The following is an 18,337-nucleotide window of genomic DNA, read 5'->3' on the forward strand; positions in this document are numbered from 1 at the left end:
CCTACGCAGGGCTATAGTCATTTGGGGATATCTTAGTTTTGACTGCGATCTTTTTCCCGGATTCGTGAACGACGCACCAACTTTACCTGTCCATTCACTCCAGAAGGCAATGCTGATTTTCCATATAAATTCTCAAGTGTATTCGCTGCACGTATAGTGATTTGGTTGTTCCCCTGCCCTGCATAGGACGTGATATTCCAGTGATAAGGCGGCCATAAACGGACACCTGCCTCCCTCTCATTCACATATAAGCAAGCTGTCTCCCTGATATCCTCGGCTTCCAGCCATAACTCATCATCTGATCCTAGTCGGAGTTGAGCCATATCCAAATTTACTTGCTGAGTGTAATCTCCCGCTCCTGAATAATAAGGATAGCCGGCCGAATCCCAAGAACCAAACATATGTTCCGACTCCGCATTTAGTGTCATATGACCTTCTATTATAAATGGTCCTAACAGAAAGGCTGGAAACGAGATCGCCGCCATCGGCTCCAATAAAGATACCGTCAGAATCTCCAGCTCATTCTCGCCCGCAACCAAATGCTTAGTGATATCTACACGCTTATAGTGGGAGTCCTGCCAAGTTGATGGGCGCAGCGCATCTTGCCGGACGCCATTAACAAAAATCTCAAGATTCCGCCTGCGCTGCAGGAAACCGATATGTGAAGGGATGTTCTGCTTAACATCGTCCAGAACCAGCTCTATCTCAGTCGGCCTGTCACTTCCGGATTTATTCGAAGGACCAGAACGACTCGCAGACTGCACAAGGCCTATCAATTCCTGTGTCATGGTAAACGTAGTCCGATACGTATTCACCTGTCCGGGCATCGTTGCATTCATTTTGGACTGTCGGTCATTCAAAGTGACCTGCCATTGATCGAGCAGAAGAACGTTCGGCTCAGTGGTTTGGAACTGCCATGGATCCTGCAGAATAGCCACAACTTCGGAGATGCTGTTCTCTTCGCTCCTGTTAAAGAACGTATGTTCTTGATGCATATACGAACTCTCACCAGATGTAACCGAGAATATGCGCAGCTCTCCAGGCGCAAAGGATAGAGTTGCACCATGGCTCAACTGCTGAACCTTTCCGCTCTCCAAGTCCCATTCTTCTATACAATCCTTCGCTGCTCCTGGATCCAGCCTGATCGTGACAGACTGCTCTGACCAATTCATCAGCCAAGTATGCAGCTGGTTATCGAACATACGTTCCACATAGATCAAATCCCCATTTCGCCCATCTTCAAGCTGCCAACGCAGGGTCGGTGAAATCCTTAGCAGCCTGCTTACATGAACACAAAATCGCTCAAACAGATCTGGCAGTGGTACCTTCTCTTGCTCATCAAGAGTTGCAGCACGGTCGTTACATACTCCCTCTTCCTGGTCATGGTCACGTGCAGAACTATGATTGTCATCCATGATCATGGACGCTTCATGAGCCGTATCCTCTAGGGAATAATACTGTGTGTATCCCTTCCCCATTGCATATATTTCACCATGCCGCGGATGCGGCTGAAATAGCTCATTCATAAGCTTCGTCAGCTCTGGATCCTGCCGCATACGCTCGCTATGCTTCGGAATAGCCCCTACCGCAATGAGCGTTCCACCCTGTTTAACGAAGGAAACAAGCCTCGCGGCGACATCCTTGGACATCACCTGAATCCCCGGCATGATCAAAACCGAATATATGTTCTCACCCCCGCAGAATCGATACCCTGCTCCAGGAACGATTTCTGCCTCTCTCAGCTGGCATTCATCGACATAATCATAATCAATGGAGCTGCGAAGCAGGCGATCTGACAAGATTGAGAACCATTTGTCAGCAGAAGGATGTTGATCCGATTGCCCGGACAGGAACATACATTCGTACACCGTGTGGATAGGGGACAACAATAGCACTTCGGGCTTCCGCTTCGTCGAAGCACCCAGTACACTCAAACGTCCGATATAATCAGCAAAGGACTGATAATGCGGCCAATGCGGCGCATGTTTGAATTCGGTCGGCGGGAAATCGGTCTTCCGGTATCCTGCAAATGAATAATAGAATGCATGAGGGATGAACAGGTTCACACCCAGAAATGCCATGAAATTCGCATCCAGCCGCCGTTGGCGCATGGAGTAGCCGTGACCGCTTGCACCGAAGGATTCGCAGATCACTCGTTCCTTCCCGTTCAGTTGTGCGACAGAGGCCGCTGTTTTAACGGACACGATGCGGTGTGGATTCTCCTTCGTGCCGATGCCCGCCGTGAGATAATCCACCCCTGCGTAATGGAACTGCTGCAGCACCCGCGTCTGATTCCCTTGGGATCGGGCCTGTCCCCAGACCGGCTCCTCCAGCGTGTGACCGATGTATAACAAGCCATATTGCTCACACCATGTCCGGATAGCTGCATGATAGCCCTCAACGTACCAGCGGGTAATCGAATCATAATATTGCTGTTTGGTTGAGCGGCTGCCATCCGCCATGCCATATAATAAAGCGCCTAGTCTTGGGACCAGATCATACCCGTTCTCCTCTTGAAACCGCTCCCTCATCCCAAATGTCCAAGCAAAAACCATGCCCGGCAAGGTAGCGCCTACATCATTCACCGCCGTTCGGATCGCCTCCACGCCGAAGAAACCATCATGGATCATAAGCCCTGGCTCGTCGGTAAACACACCTTGAATGGTGGAGCCGTAATATTTCTGCAGAGGCAGAAACGGTTCATATGCCATCTGAATGAAGGTCTGAACGGCTTCCGGATTAAGTGTATCCAGATAATACCCTTGGGCAAACGTGATGCCTTCCGCGATTTCGCAGGACCAATAGGCCAGCACGATATAGGCGTCCTCCGTAGTCGGAGTCCAATCCCGTCCCCATAAATGTGTAATATTTTCGGGATCGTCATGCAGCAGCCATTCCTCGTCACTCCGGGTAGCACGATAAGCCAGAATGGCGATTAGCTCATTATGATCATGGCAGGCAAAATCCAGCCGTAACGCTTCTGAATCTGCCGCGCGCGAATGCCTTTTCTCCTCCACCCTTAAGTAATGCATGCGATATTCCGGATGCTGCCGCGTCAGCTTACCGCCCAGCGTGCCGCTTGGCCAATTATCCTCATCGTACAGCCAAACCACCATATTTCGTTTCTCGCACTCCATTGTGCAGAATTCCAGTACCTCCATAAATGCTGGCGACAGGTATGGCATTTGCATACCATGACGAGCATGCAGAACGACACCCCCAACACCCGCTTCAAACATCGCTTGAATCTGGCTCTCCAGTTCCGCCTTCTCAAGCTCATGGTTCAAAAACCAAAAAGGCTGCGGACGATACGCGGCTTGCGGATTCATAAATTCCCGCTTCAATAGGTTGAAGTCCATACGAGCTTCCGGCTTAACGTTATTCACCTGCATCACCTGTCTTCACTCGAATTTGCGGTTGATTCATTCATGAACTCTTTCATGAGAAGTTGGATGAAGAATCCCCCGACAACGGAACGATTCTGGAAATTCATCTGCCTGCCGGAGATCGTGTCATACCAATCCGTTACCGGGACGCGAGCGGAGGTCTCATTCATGAAATCCCATAAAGGCGAGATCAATGATTGGAACAACTCCGGCGTAGTGCTCATAGAGGCAGACCATACCAGCCAATCGGATTTTGTATACGTATCGCGGCTGTCCAGCGGATAGCCATATCGATTCTGTTGCTGCTGGTAATATGCCAGCTCTTGAACCGCAACCTCTTCCGGAAACAGGTGCAAACCAAGCAGGCGGTCCCACACCAGATTGTATTTCATGCTCCATGAATCGTTCGGACTGTCAAAAGTCAGTTTATAGTGATCTCCGGCATCAGCCATGGCTACCCATTCATTGGCCATCTTCTGCGCGGCTTCAAGGTAAACGGCTCCTTCCTGCAAATTGAGTTTGTCGCACATATACGCATAAGCAGCAATGCCCAAAATCGCCTTAATGGAGAGGTTGGCGTTGTGTGCCAAATGTCCGGCAAAATCATCGGTACACAGCTGATTTTCAGGATCAAGTCCGTTCTGAAGTAAATACCCCGCCCATTTCGTAAGAAGACCCCAGTGTTCCCGGGCAAACTCCGCATTTCCCTCATACTTGCTCACCGCCGCAGCCATCAAGAGCATGTTCCCGCATTCCTCAATCGGCATTTGGTATTCAAGCTTGTTCTCGCCGTAAACCTGTCCGTTAGCCTTAGGATAAGTCCCTGCGTCATGCGGGGCAAAATCAAACGTCCAATCACGGCTCATGGCATATCTATAAATCGGACGCATCATGCCTTTAATCAATTCAGGGTTATATCGAAGGAACAACGGAATCGACGGGTAGCTGACATCGACGGTAGCAATGCATCCATTACTGAAATTCTCTTTGGAGAAAAATAGAACAGATCCCGCTTCATCGGTTACCAATTTATGCGCGGCAATCGCCTGTCTGTACGTTAACGCCAGGATATCCCTATACTTCTCACCGCCTGCGGCTTGGCTCTCGGTCAGCAGTTCCCGATTAAAGCGATCACATCTTCGCTGGATCTCTTCATATTGCTGGGCGCTCATTAACAGCATGTCTCGGAACGTTAACCCGTTTCGTTTCCAGTACGCATCCAGCGGTTTGTGAAAATATTCGATAGCGTGAACATCGTCATACGCAAGCATCAGGTACTGAGTCACTGGCTCTTCCTGGATGACACCCATATCAATCTCTGCTGCCATGATCGGCATGTTATCGGAAACAGCTCTCGGCTTCTGAGTATCATCTTCCGCCGGTAATTGACCGCTTAGAACATACGACTCACGAGTTGATGCGGAATGAATGACCGTCTGGATACGAGGCGTTCGAGGAACCGCCAAATAGACGTATCCCCAATCGATTCTCGTATCGTCCCCGGCAAGTTTTAGCACCGGCTGTTCCACGGTGCCCATCGACATGGCATTCCATTGCCCATCCATCACATGATGCTCCCAAGTCACCTGTTGATCCGGTGTATCAACACACCATTCGCCTGTCACATCGAAATAGATTTTCACTTGATGTGATGCTCCATCCATAGAACGAACCTCATACGTCACATAGGTGACTGGCCTTGATAACACATCGAGATCATCCAGCAATAGAGGTGAGGTGAACCGAACCTGAAGCTCGATACCTTCCCCCTGAAACGTATACCGGGTGGTTACTGGCTCGACCGTCAGATCGGTTTGATCAAGCGTCTCAGGTTCTTGATGGGTTGAATCCTGCATACCCACTCTCCCCATAAAGCGTCGGGTCTTCCCATCAATGATCGCAAGTCCCACCATACCATGGATCTTGTTCGTCCAATGCCGGGTATGATCATCGTACAGTTGATCCGCAGCGGACCATACGCTGAAATAAGGATCTACGGTTACCAGAGGTACGGACGGAGGTCTAAAAGGTCTGAAATTCGTTGTCATCTACCTTCAACTCCTTTAGTTTATTCTTCATGACGCCAAGGATCTCCTTGCGATTGGGAACATAATACGGCGAAAGGCCTCGCCCTCCTTGTGCGTCAAGGTGCTGCGAAGCCTTTTGAGGTTTGCCGGACTCCCTTATTAAGGGAAGTCATGATTACGGTCAGTTCGGCATTTGGACAGTCACTACTTCTTTTCCTTGCAGATTTTCGTTCGTGAACTGCATGGCTTTCTCATATCCGGTGTTTCGGAGCTGCTCGCGAAGGTCGTTAATGATGCTCATCGAAGCTTCATCCGATTTGGCAAACACTGCTTCCTTCCAGGCATCTCCCATTCGATCCATCGAAGGTTTCAACATCTCCCATTCCGGTGCTTTCGTAATCACATCACCCGGATTATACGCTGTAATGACATGAATACCGTTCGGACGGAGGATTTTGCGAGCTTGCTCCATGGCATCAAGCCGTTCCTGTTCGGCCCAGATATCTCCCCCGGCAGCGGAATTAATACGGTCCAGACCCGTCAGTGATTCAAGGCCGATGCTGATACCCTCGTTCTTGCGTTGCTTCATGTTGGTGTCCGTGCTGAATTTGTCAAACCATTCTTGATTGGCAGCAGGCTTGCCGTCCTTCATGTCCCAGTGGACGCCCTGCACCCCGTACCGGGCCAGCATGAAGCCTTCGTCCGAAGCCATGAAATCGAGAAATTTCAACGCTGCGTCCACGCAGGCGCCCTTGCAGTTCTTCGTGATGGCTGTCACGTTATTGCCTTGAATACCAAGATCCACCGGCCGGTTCGGCTCAACGTCCGCACGCTCCAACGGACCGAGTGGAATGTAGTCGCTTCCTGGATGGGAGGTGACATATTCCTTGGAGGCGTCCAGTATAGCCGGGTAATGCGCGGCTAGGATGGCGATGCGACCTTGATTGATTTTCTCCTTGGCGATCGGATCTGTCTGAGTAAAGGCTTCAGGATCCAACAGCCCTTCCTCGACCAGCTTACGATAGAATAGCGTGTATTCTTCATAGCCTTTGGTGAAGAAGTCACGTTCTACCGTTCCATCGCCTTTGTCAACATAGCTGGCCCCTGAGTAGAACATGGTGTTGCCGATACCCACGGCCCAGCCGTTGCTGAACCCGCCAAGCGGAAAGACCGGCTGGCCGTTCTCCTGCAGCTTGGCGTCCTTGATTTTTTTGAGGAAGTTATAGAAATCCTCCTTCGTCACGACAGACTGCGGATCGACGCCGACCTTCTCGGCGATGTCCTTGCGAACGTAGAAGCCGTAGAGCCAATCCATGCCGTCCTCGTTGGTCGCAGGCTGATTTTGGAGGAGTAAATATTTTTTGCCGTCATAAGCATCAATCGCTTTTTCGTATAATGCAGGCGGTACATTTTCTTCCGCTATGGATTTGGACAGATTCGGGTAATCCTTCAATTTGTCGGATATATCAACCAATTGTCCTTCCTTGGCCGCCTTGATGATGCCGTCCAGCTCCCCTCCCCATGCGGGACCGGTATAAATATCCGGCAAATCCTGCGTGGCGAAGATCTGATTGACCTTCTCCGTCTCACTGCCTTTGGTATATTCCCACTGAAGGGTAACACCGGTCTTCTCCTTAATGACTTCCTCCACAGGAGTTATCGTATCGGAGCCGTTGGAACCGTTCCAATTGTGCAGTATTTTGAGTTTGTATGAATTCTCTCCTTCAGCGCCTTCTCCGTTATCTCCGTTCCCTGATGAATTCGTGCAGCTGATCAACAAACCGCTTACCATGATGGACACGAGCAATAGGGATATGCCTTTCGACCAAATCCTGTTCAAACCAATCGCCTCCTGGAATATGGATTTCCATGATCTTGTTACAAGCCTTTGCAAATTCCGGGTCAGGATGACCTAACCTTTAACCGAACCGATCATAACCCCCTTTACGAAATACCGCTGCAGAAATGGATAAATACACAATATCGGGAAGACCGTGATGACAAGCAAGGCCATGCGGAGCGATTCTGGCGTTGCGCCTGCGCCGCTGGTACCTCCAATCGTCTGTCCGCCCTGCTGGGCTGCGCGCTGCATCGAATTGGATAGCGCCTCTGCTTCCGTCAGCATTTCTTGCAATAGAGTCTGCACCGGAATCAAATCCTTGTTGGATACGTAATAAGCACCCGAGAACCAGTCATTCCAATGCGACACCCCGATAAAGAGCGAGATGGTGGCCAGCACCGGCCCGGAAAGAGGCAGTATAATCCGCAGGAAGATTTGAAAATCGCCATACCCGTCGATGCGGGCCGATTCCTCCAGTTCCTCCGGGATCCCTTGCAGAAACGTCCGAATGATGACGATATGCATGAAATTGAACAGCATGGGCAGCACGTATACCCAGAAGCTGTTGATCAGATGCAGTTTCTGAAGCGTAATGAAGAACGGGATGAACCCGGCACTGAAAATCGTAGGCAAAAAGATATAAAAGGTAAAAAAGGAACGGCCCGGCAGCGTCTTTTTGGAAAGCGCATAGGCCATAAGCGTAGACAGGACCACATGCAGGAAGGTTCCCAGCACGGTGCGCATGAGCGTAATTTGATACGCTTTCCAAATGCGGGCGTTATCGAACACCTGGGCATAGTTTTCAAGCGTAAATTTACGAGGAAGGAAATAAATCGCCCCCTGCATCGAATCCTTGCCGTCATTCAGGGAATAAGCCAGGATGTAAATAAACGGGTAGATCATGGAGAAACCAACCAAAGCAAGAAAGGTATAGTTCACGATTGAGAACAGGGACCATTTGCGTTTCATAACGTCACCTCCTTAGAACAGGGATACATCACTGACTTTGCGGGCGATCCGATTGACGGTCAGAACCAGGATAAGCCCGATAATGCTTTGGAACAGTCCGACAGCCGCTGCGTAGCTGAGACGCCCTTCCCGGATACCGGAGTTGATCGCGTGCACGTCGAGTACGCTGCCCATGCTCGCGGTTGCAGGTCCATTCAGGAGGAGCAGCTGCTCATAACCCGCACTCATCAGATTGCCTACGGCGAGAATGAATAATATGATGGCCACATTGCGGATACCTGGAAGGGTTATGTGCCACATCTGCCGAAATCGGCCTGCGCCATCCATCTTGGCAGCCTCGTACAGCTGCTGATCGATACCCGCAATGGCGGCCATAAAGATAATGGAATTCCAACCGATGTTCTTCCAGATATCGGAGCCCACAATCATCTGATAGAACCAGGTGGGGTTGTTGAGAAACTGGATCGATTCCGTTCCTAATGAACCCAGTAAGTCATTGACCGGACCACCATACGGAGTAAGCAGTCTTTGCATCAACGTGACCACCACGATCCAGGATACGAAGTACGGCAAGTAAGATAGGGTCTGAATCGTCTTCTTGAATTTCAGTTTCCGGACTTCATTTAACAGGAGTGCAAGAATGATCGGCATCGGAAATCCGATCAGCAGCTTCATGAGGCTGATGATGACGGTGTTGCGGATGATGTCGCCGGATTGATAATAATTGAAAAATTGTTCAAAGTACTTGAAGCCTGCCCATGGACTCCCCGTGAATCCGCCGACAAAGGTATAATCCCTGAAGGCGACTTGAATTCCATACAGAGGCACGTAGGAGAACAGGAAAAACCAGACAATGCCGGGCAGCATGAACAAATAGAAAAGCTTGTGCTGCCAGATTCGCTTCATCAATCGATGGTTTGTTATTCGTTGCTTAATCACATTCCCACCTCTCCTTTCTCATGGGGGGCGGATAGTCGCCCCTGCTTATACCTGCGGTAATTTTAATCGCAGCGTGATGATTTGAAATGGCGTGAAGGCTAATGCGATCTCCGATGAATCGGCAATCGGAAGCGGAGCAATGATATTCTCCATCAAATCAGCCATCCAGGCTTCGAGTGCCTGGAATCCAAGCCGGAGGGCCGCTTTGGCATGAGTTCCGGAAGTTTCATACAGCCGGATGATGATGTCATCGCCGTCCTCGGCTTTCTTGACGGATTCCACCATGATGTACGGATGGTCCGGCTCCAGAAATGCTGTCGTATAAGGCAATTGTCCGTTCTCCGGATCGGGCGGAGATGACATGGAAACCGTTCGAAGCGGGATGTTCAGTTCATGACCTCTTCGATAGACTTCGGCCTGCACATGGTTTCCTGGATGCGGATATAACGAATACGCGAACGCATGTTCTGCACGATCCGCTGCCGGATCCGGATAGGAGCTGCTGCGCAGCAAGTTCAGATCCAGCACGTTCTCGATGACCCTATGGCCATACTTGCAATCATTGAGCAGTGCGACTCCATAATCCGGTTCGGACAAGTCGATCCATTGATGTGCGCATATCTCATCCTTCGCGAAGTCCCACATCGTATTGCGGTGAGTCGGCCTGCTCAAGCTGCCGAACTGAATCTCGCAATGGACCTGATCGGCACGGATATGAACCGGAAAAGAGGTGCGCAGCATTTTACCGTCTTCTCTCCAGTCCACGCGGGTCTCGAAATCAATCCGCCGGCTGCCCTCTGTCAGAACAACGGTTTGGGAGAGCGAGGACTCCCCGTAGCTGTATTCGAAGAACAGCCCGATTCGTGGACCATCGCGAAGCTCGCGGATGCGGCGCAGAATTAACGGCATGCCCGGATTTACTGCATAGTCATGACGGAAATCCCAAGCGTCCCCATTGTCATGATAGACGCGAAGGTCATTGCCCAGACGGCCTTGCGGGATGACTTCACGAGCCTCGCCTTTATCCAGAATCGATAGGATGGCACCGTTTTGATCAAATTGCACGATAAAGGTATCGCTCTCTATGCTGTGTCCTTCAGCTGTAACACGTATTCCCGAATCCCAGGTTTCCGGAACCATCTCAATGCTGGACGCTGCTTCATCCTCTGAGCTTTGATCAACTCCATCTGCCATCACGGTATAGCCCATAGATGGAACCCGCACTTTGCGCCATCGTCCTTCCATGTGAAGCCATTCCTCTCGTGTCCAAGGCAGTGAATTGAATACCACGATCCTTGCGGAGCCATCGTCTTGAGATGTAATGTGATCGGCTAAAAAGCTGTAGGTGTCCGTGATCATGGCTTCTGTCTGCTGTAATAGTTCCTCATACCGTATGAGCGACTCATCGTACACACGCTGGATGGAAGAGCCCGGAAGGATGTCATGGAACTGATAGAGAAGCACTTCCTTCCAGATCGTCTCCAGCAGCTCGGATGGATAAGACCGTCCTAACCGGGCGGCCGCCAGTACGGAGGCGAACTCCAATTCGCGCAGCGCTTTCTCCATCTTGCGGTTATACCGCTTGCTTCTAGCCTGACTGGTGAGGGTACCTTGATGCTTCTCCAGATAAAGCTCGCCGCGCCAAGTCTGGAATCTCGCCCGCTCTTTATTCAGCCGTTCGAAGAATTTCCACGAAGGCTCCTGCGTGACGGGGGACAGGCCAAGCAGGTTCTTCTCTCGTGACAGCCGCTCCAGATGCTCCTCACCGGGACCACCGCCACCGTCTCCGATCCCGAAGAGCATCAGCGCATGACCGGATACATTTTTATCCAAGTACTCTCGCTCTGCCTTCACGATGGAACGCGGAGCCGCCGGACTGTTGTAGGTATCCTCGGGCGGCATATGCGTCAATACGGCCGAGCCGTCGATCCCCTCCCACAGAAAGGAATGGTGCGGATACCGATTGTATTCGCTCCAGGAAAGCTTCTGGGTCATCATGTAATCGACGCCGGATTTCTTCAATATTTGAGGCAAGCTGGCGGAGTATCCGAACACGTCTGGCATCCAGAGCGACTTCATCTCCAGCCCGAATTCCTGCTGAAAGTAACGTTTGCCGTATAAAATCTGGCGCACCAGAGATTCGCCCCCGGGTACATTGGTATCCGACTCCACCCACATGGCACCTTGGGGTTCCCATCTGCCTTCGCGTACCCGCTCCTTAATCTGGGCATACAGCTTGGGATAACGCTGTTTGATCCACTCGTACAGTTGGGGCTGGCTTGCGCCGAACACATAATCAGGATAGCGTTCCATCATGCGCAGCGCGGTTGAGAACGTTCTGGCTCCTTTACGGATCGTCTCCCGGATCGGCCATAACCAGGCTAAATCGATATGCGCATGGCCAACGGCGCTGATCGTGAGGACATGATCGCCTCCCTGCAAGCTCAGCTGCTCACCCAATCGTTTTTTCGCTTGCTCTAAGCACTCTTCTGAAAACTCTGCCAGCAGCATAGAGACGTCATAGAGCGTCTGATACATCCTCTCCTTGCGGGCGCTTCCGTCAGGAAGCTGCTCTGCCGTTTCCAAGAGCACCTCCGTATCGTAGTAGAGGCTTCGGATATCCTCCCGGCTGATCGCAATCATTGCCTCTTTCAACGTTCCTCCCCGGTAGTTACCGAATAAATCGTTATTGCCCCCATCAGCCCACACTTCAATTTCCTGCCCGTTCATAAACATCTCATGAAGCTGGACAACACGCTTGCCGGGGAGCCCTAATGAAAAATCGAATTCAGAATTAACGGTGGTCAATCCTTGTACAGGTGATCCTTCTTGATCGACCAAACACAGCTCACCGCTCACATCCAGCAGCAGGACAACGTTTTCGCTTGGGCTAGCTTCTGGAATCCTGCCTGAAAATCGAAACCAGGCACAGTCCCACAACAATCCCCATCGCTCTCCATGAGCGAGTGTAACTTCCGTGCCGGACATTCGCTCTTCGTAAGTTACCGGCTCGGGAGTCACCCATGCCGTCACGTCCAACTCGGCAATCGGCTTATAAATGGCCTCCCGAAGTTTATCCAACATCTGTTTTAACGGCTCTCGTCTGATCGGTTCGTATGGCATGATGATCAACTCCTCTCTATTACATCAATCTGTTGCAGGATCAGGAGTTAGGAGCCCAATTGACATGAAGCTCTGCATTGTTCTCGTTCCCATGCTCGTATCGAAGAAGCACCGTCATCGACTCTGGATCCCACTCCCAGATCGCAGGTATCGCTTGATCTTGGACCACATAGTGGGCGGATATCGGTTCGGCCGGACAATACAGCCGCGCTGCTGCCTGCATGTTGGCCGGACCTTTTGCTACAAATCGGAATCCTGCGGCGGATTTGGACAGACCTTCTATGCGGGAGGAAGCAGCCATGACGGATACTTCCCCAACTGGTGGACGTCCGGCTTCAACATCATAGAGCAGTGCTTGTTCTCCGGCATTCAAAGCCACCTGGCGCAGAACAGGCAGTTTCGAGTCAAACAAGTCAACAACCGGGCCTGGAATGACCAGCCGTTCATCGTTGACCGATTCATCCAGCGCAGAGGCGATAATGTAAGGCCCACGTTTGATCTTAAAATACGGCTTCGGATGCCATTGGAGATCTGGCCCGTGAAGGGTCTGAAGTGTTTCTTTCACGGACTGGCGCAGGCGGTCAGCCCCTGTCTTGGATAGGGAGAAGCTTGCCGGATGCTCATCCAGCCAGCAAACCGCTCCTTTTCCTATCCGATGAACGCCCTCTCCCATCCCCTCAAGGCCAAGCTGTTCAAACAAATGCGCTCGAGGGGAGATGTACGTCGTTTCGTTATCTCCCACTTTGCTGTCCTTGCCGTTATGGTTCCACCATCCACGAATGCCGTGATAAGGGTCACTGTCATCGCCGACATAGATTAACGCCCCGCCATCGTGCACCCACTGCGCAAGTGCATAATGAATGTCCGGATACTCCGGCTTGATGAATTCATAACTCAGCACAAGCGCGCGGTAGGATGCCAGGTAACCCGGATACCGCCTCACATTATCGAGCTGGAGCGGACGAACCGGAATTCCGTGTTTCAGCAGCGGCAGCGCAAGACCGTAAAAAGGGGAGAAATCCAGCAGCTCCGTATCGCCATTCTCCTGGAACCCCTCAGGATCCGTTCCATCGTATTTACCGGCTTCGGGTGCTTTCGGGTCGGGCTTCATCCGCTGAAACATTGCAGAGTCTGCGATCAGAACACCCACTTGTAACGAATCGCCTTCTGTTTCAATCACATCCTGGTCCATATTGCCGAGCGTGTGCATGACCTGCAGTAGCGTTGTTGCATAGTCAGCCGGGATATGCTCCTTGCCAGAGCCATGATCAGATGGATAAGTTCCTTTAAAGATTCTTCGCGGCCAAGGTGAGACTTCGTAATGGGCGACACCCGGATGCAGAAGCGAGGCAACAACGGTCTTCAAATAGTTCTGTTTGTAATCCGTCCAGGTGTGATTCGGATTATCTTCGATCGGATCATGCAAGAACCACATGCGCCGATCCGTTCCCCGCACCAGCTCCTGCATGATGCCGTATTCAAGGTAAGCGGTTTCAAAAGTGCGTTCCTTGCGCACCCCTTCATACACATTGGGGGTCCTTGATGTACCCGTCCAGATTTGGGCGATATAGCCGTCGATGGATGGAAGCTCAAGGAGCCCGGATTGCGGACTGACAATTCGCCACTGCGTGTAATTGATCAGGCTATGGGTCGGGACATAGAACCGAAGCACGCGGCCGTAGCGTCTTAGCGCATAATCCTTCATCTCGGCACATAAGCGGTCCAGAACGCGGGTATATAAATACGCTTTCAATTTCGAAGCCCGATATTGTGCATCAGGCGATGCGTGAGGCGGAATCCACGGTTCTTTGTAATACAACTGCCACTCCCGTTTGAAAGCCTCTGAATATCCCCCGTTCACCCAGAATTCAGGCTCCTCCAGATGGATGGCCTCCACGCCGGCATCAACGGCAATGCGTATTCGATCTGCTATATAGCGGCCAAAGGAAATGGTGGGCACCATGTAAGGAATAACCGGCTGATCGCCGTGAAGGATCATCTCCCCGTGACGGTCCATTTGGGCTTCATCCCAATGCGAACGGCCATCAACCTCGCCATCCAGGTAGCTGTTGTATGTTCCCCAAGCGACTCCTGTCATCAGATGGACGATGTATCCTTTTTCCTTCCATGTCTGAATACGTTCCGGCATCGTATCATCAATCCCGTAGACCATCACAAAGTCGGTCTGCAGATCATAATCGGGATGATACGCAGCCGATTCCTGAAATCCGGTCCGTTCTTCCTTTCGATCTCTTGTCACATGCTTAGCCTCCCTGCTCGTGTTGGATATGGGTTGCGTGTATGATTATCCATCATTTTCTAGAATATAATATATAATATTAATATATTCAATATGTTTTTTATATCAGCATGAAAAAAGCCTTCTCCGCTTTTATACGGAAAAGGCTGTTCTTCTTCGAGCATATCAGGTTTTGGAAACGGTCCCCGAGGTTTGACGTATCACCAGTTCGGGTTCGATCAACACTTTGCTGTAACTCTTCATTTCTCCTTGGTCACGCAATATGTCCAGCAGCTTGCTGGCCGCCCGGTATCCCATATCCCGCTCGAATTGCTTAACATGTGTAAAGATGCTGAATTCCTCCACGATGGAAGTGGGGTCATCGAAGCTTACAATCGATACATCTTCCGGTACGCGTAGTCCCGCTTGCTTCGCCATCTGATAGATCTGCACACCCAATCTTCCGTTAAGCGATATGTATGCCGTCACCATTCTGTTTCGGATATAGCGGTATAAGGGGTGGGCTTCCGCATCCTTCAGCACGCTGAGCGGCTTGAAGTCCGTAATCATATGAGCTGGATTGATTAGCGCTCCCTTGTCTTTCAATCCGTCCATATACCCTTCGATCCGCTCCTGTACCGTGACGGTTTGAAGCGGAGAATCCGAGCAGATGGCAATATCCCGGTGACCAAGCTCCCACAGATGCTCAACCGCGAGCCTTGTGCCGATTCTTCCATCGGCCGCAATATAATGTGTCTCGACTCCGGGCAAATACCGGTCCATGAGTATAAACGGAAAACCGGATAACTTCATGCCGAGTATCTCTTCGTTATAATTCTCCTCATCAACCGGGAAGATAAGCAGTCCTTCTGCGCCCAGCGCTTTCAGTTCTTTAATGGCGTTCTTTTCCTTATCAAGCTTCCCGTCAGTCAACATGATCATGCTGCGATAGCCTTTCTCATTCAGAGCTTGCTCAATGCCATCAATGAGCCTGATGGCAAAATAATCATGGATGGTCGGCATAATCACGCCAACCAATCCGGTTGTTGTTCCCTCCCTCCCCTTAATCGCAACCGCGGCCGTTGATGTCGCCGGCGGGATATCCGCTTCTTCCGCTACAAAACTGCCTTTGCCCGGTACGCGGGCAATCAATTTTTCATTCGCTAATCCCGTTAAGGCATTCGCCACCGTGATTTTACTGACATGGAACTGATCCATCAGTTCCTTCTCTGTCGGTATGCGATCACCGGGCTTCATATTTTCTGATGCTATAACGTGTCTGATATAGTCCTGGATTTGTTGATACAGTGGAATACGATCATTTGCACTCATTCTAATCACATCACCAATTCATTCATAATATTTGAAATATATAATATATCCTTACACATACAAGCGCAATAAACAAGCGTGAGCATATCCGCATTTAGAAACGTCATAACCCCGTTATCATCCTCTTTGTTATAAATGACTGATTTCCAAGAACGGTAGGAAGTTTTGTCGAATCCCTTGAAAAGTTATATTTGTATATATTTAATATGTGTTGTGATGCGATGTGTTACATGGCCAACCGGCCGCAAAAGGAGGACAGATGTTGTAGATACACACGCTCCAATTTTGAACCATAACAAGGAGTGAATTCGCCATGGCTCGTAGATTTACGCTTCTCTGTTTAGCCTTCCTCTGCGCTTTTTCTTTATCAGCTGGCGCAGCCTACGCTTCCGATGCGGATGTACAATCCGCTAAACCTGACGGCTCCACAAAACGCGAACTGCCAAGTTTCAAGAAGCCGAAGCATCTGGACGTTGCCGATATTTATGATGCGCCAGGTGATGTCAAATTGCTGCTAGGAACCTTGCAGGGAATCGTTAACAGGGAACAACCCCGAATCTATCTGATTGAATCCCAGGAAGAAGGCAAATGGACCTGGCTTGAGGATATGGACGTGCCTTACACGCTTCATCCAGATTATTGGGAAGTGTTCTCTGCTTATCGCAGCGAAGCCAAAGGCATGATTGTATATGATCCTGAGGTACCTGATACGATTAATGTCGCTACCACGCTCGCAGGACTGAAGAATGCCGTGGTTGCCAGCCCGGAGCTGGCCGTCAAATTGTCGAAAGCTCCGTATAAACTGAAGATCCTTGATGATCTGCGAGGTCAATTCGATAATCGGATTGACGCTTACACCTGGCAGTATGAGAACCTGTGGAAGCAGACGACACATCAGATGTTAATCGGACTTGATCCGGATACAGCGATTCGCATTCCTCCAGGTCTTCCTAAATCATTTGTTACGATTGCCGAGGAGAAGGAGCAGGTTCGGGATGCAAGCAATCGGAATACGTATTCACTCGACCTGTCCTCTCTCCTGGGAACATCAGCAGTTTATCTTCGCTTTGATGATGCCTTCACCCAGGATGGTTGGGGGCCTGCGGTACACGAAGTAACGGTCAAAGCTGACGGCACAGAGATTGCGCACTTCATTGCAGGATCCCCGGAAGAAGAAGCCTATCTCTATGACAGACAGAATTCCAAATTTGCCGAAGGTCAAGGCGGTCACCGCTTCGCCGACAACGGCAATTATTTTGTATATAAATTCTCCCCTCCTGCCGGAACGAAGAGCTTGACCGCCGAAGTGGATATGTGGAACCAGTACAAGGTTTCAGCCGGGAATATTCAGCCACCCTCCGCCGAGCAGCGTGAACCTTATGCGTATTTAAGAGATTACGCTGTCGCCAATAAAGCAATGGTATTCTGGCTGGATTCCAACGTGCCTGAACAGAAAGCGCTCTTCGAGAAAATCATGTCTGATGTCAAACCGGGTACCCCTTATCTCGGCTGGTTCAGCAATGATGTAGAAGGCGAGTTCAGCTCGGTCGAGATTGCGTCCCGTTATGGCGTTTATGTTCTGGCGGCGGATTGGTTCAGCAATCTGACTGTTTTCTCGGGAACCAAGCCGAATTTCAAATTGGCGAAAACGCCTCCCCGGCCCGCCCTTGAGAACAAAATCTATGTGACCTATACCTTTACCGAAGGCGATAATTTTCAGTATAATCAGCATCGCATGCGCGTGATGTGGGATGATCCGGCCAGAGGCAAAGTTCCGATTAACTGGACTTCCAGCCCGCTGCTCTACGAGGGTGCCCCTGCGATATTGAATTATTATCTGAACACGGCAACCGAGAACGATCTGCTGATTGCAGGACCTTCCGGTGCCGGCTACTTCTATCCGGGTCCGTGGCCTGATGCAAGCTTCCGGCCATTCCTGCAGCAGACAGAACAATATTTGAAAAAGACAGGAATGACGATCCCTTACGTGCTGAATCGGGTTGATGGTCAGAACATCCCGCTCACCCCGTTTAAAGCATCCGCTTACGAGAAGGATTATAAGGCGCCCGGCCTTTTCATTAGCTATGAAGACAACTATGGCATAGAAATCCTTGGCGGGAGCATGCCCGTCTCTACGATTCGCGGCATTAGCACGGCGCAAGACGGATTAAAGGTCCTTCAAGAAGCGAAAGCGAATTGGGACGGCAAATCGCCGCTGTTTATTTCCTTCGGCTTGCTCGCATGGAGCATGACCCCATCCGATGCACTGGCGCTTACCGAGCAGCTCGGAACGGATTTCAAAGTGGTCCGTGCCGATCATTATTTCTCCTTAATACGAGAAAGCTACAACTTGCCGGCTGCCAAGTAGTTGGTGGCTTACTAGCACTCAGGAAAATTCATAGAGGCGTCCTAACCTGAGAAATCGGGTTGCGACGCCTTTTGTACATGGTGCTTATTACGATACACACCTGCCAAACATGAT

Annotated in this window: 9 protein-coding genes; 1 reads left to right on the forward strand and 8 read right to left on the reverse strand. The window is 50.6% G+C overall.

The annotated features are described in order from the left end of the window. Window positions 1-32 precede the first annotated feature (32 nt). The 8 genes from WDY75_RS16435 to WDY75_RS16470 all read right to left on the reverse strand — a co-directional run bounded on the left by WDY75_RS16435 (window position 33) and on the right by WDY75_RS16470 (window position 15,855). Window positions 33-3,359 (reverse strand): glycosyl hydrolase, encoded by a 3,327-nt coding sequence (locus tag WDY75_RS16435; protein ID WP_409348335.1) that lies wholly within the window; start codon window positions 3,357-3,359, stop codon window positions 33-35. 32 nt (window positions 3,360-3,391) lie between these two features. Next, window positions 3,392-5,434, reverse strand: coding sequence for a glutaminase family protein (locus WDY75_RS16440; RefSeq protein ID WP_063479538.1), 2,043 nt, complete (start codon window positions 5,432-5,434; stop codon window positions 3,392-3,394). A gap of 160 nt (window positions 5,435-5,594) precedes the next feature. Continuing rightward, the gene (locus WDY75_RS16445) at window positions 5,595-7,253 is read right to left on the reverse strand and encodes an extracellular solute-binding protein (RefSeq protein WP_063479537.1); all 1,659 of its coding nucleotides are present in this window, start codon (window positions 7,251-7,253) and stop codon (window positions 5,595-5,597) included. A gap of 72 nt (window positions 7,254-7,325) precedes the next feature. Then, window positions 7,326-8,222 carry a carbohydrate ABC transporter permease gene (locus tag WDY75_RS16450; RefSeq protein ID WP_006210615.1) on the reverse strand — a complete coding sequence of 299 codons (897 nt, stop codon included), beginning with the start codon at window positions 8,220-8,222 and terminating at the stop codon, window positions 7,326-7,328. Between the two features lie 12 nt (window positions 8,223-8,234). Further along, window positions 8,235-9,161 carry an ABC transporter permease gene (locus WDY75_RS16455; protein ID WP_006210614.1) on the reverse strand — a complete coding sequence of 309 codons (927 nt, stop codon included), beginning with the start codon at window positions 9,159-9,161 and terminating at the stop codon, window positions 8,235-8,237. Window positions 9,162-9,206: 45 nt separating this feature from the next. Then, complete coding sequence (locus tag WDY75_RS16460) at window positions 9,207-12,284, reverse strand: glycoside hydrolase family 38 C-terminal domain-containing protein (protein WP_063479536.1); 3,078 nt, start codon at window positions 12,282-12,284, stop codon at window positions 9,207-9,209. Window positions 12,285-12,324: 40 nt separating this feature from the next. Further along, window positions 12,325-14,544, reverse strand: a complete 2,220-nt coding sequence (locus tag WDY75_RS16465; protein WP_063479535.1) for a hypothetical protein — start codon at window positions 14,542-14,544, stop codon at window positions 12,325-12,327. Between the two features lie 165 nt (window positions 14,545-14,709). After that, a complete protein-coding gene (locus tag WDY75_RS16470) occupies window positions 14,710-15,855 on the reverse strand; it encodes a substrate-binding domain-containing protein (protein ID WP_063479534.1) in 1,146 nt (381 codons plus the stop codon). 313 nt (window positions 15,856-16,168) lie between these two features. Here WDY75_RS16470 and WDY75_RS16475 point away from each other — a divergent pair, with 313 nt between their 5' ends. Next, window positions 16,169-18,223, forward strand: a complete 2,055-nt coding sequence (locus WDY75_RS16475) for a GxGYxYP domain-containing protein (protein WP_063479533.1) — start codon at window positions 16,169-16,171, stop codon at window positions 18,221-18,223. The last annotated feature ends 114 nt before the right edge of the window (window positions 18,224-18,337 follow it).

Origin of the sequence: Paenibacillus glucanolyticus (genome assembly GCF_037333485.1) — a bacterium.
Classification (GTDB): domain Bacteria; phylum Bacillota; class Bacilli; order Paenibacillales; family Paenibacillaceae; genus Paenibacillus_AQ; species Paenibacillus_AQ glucanolyticus.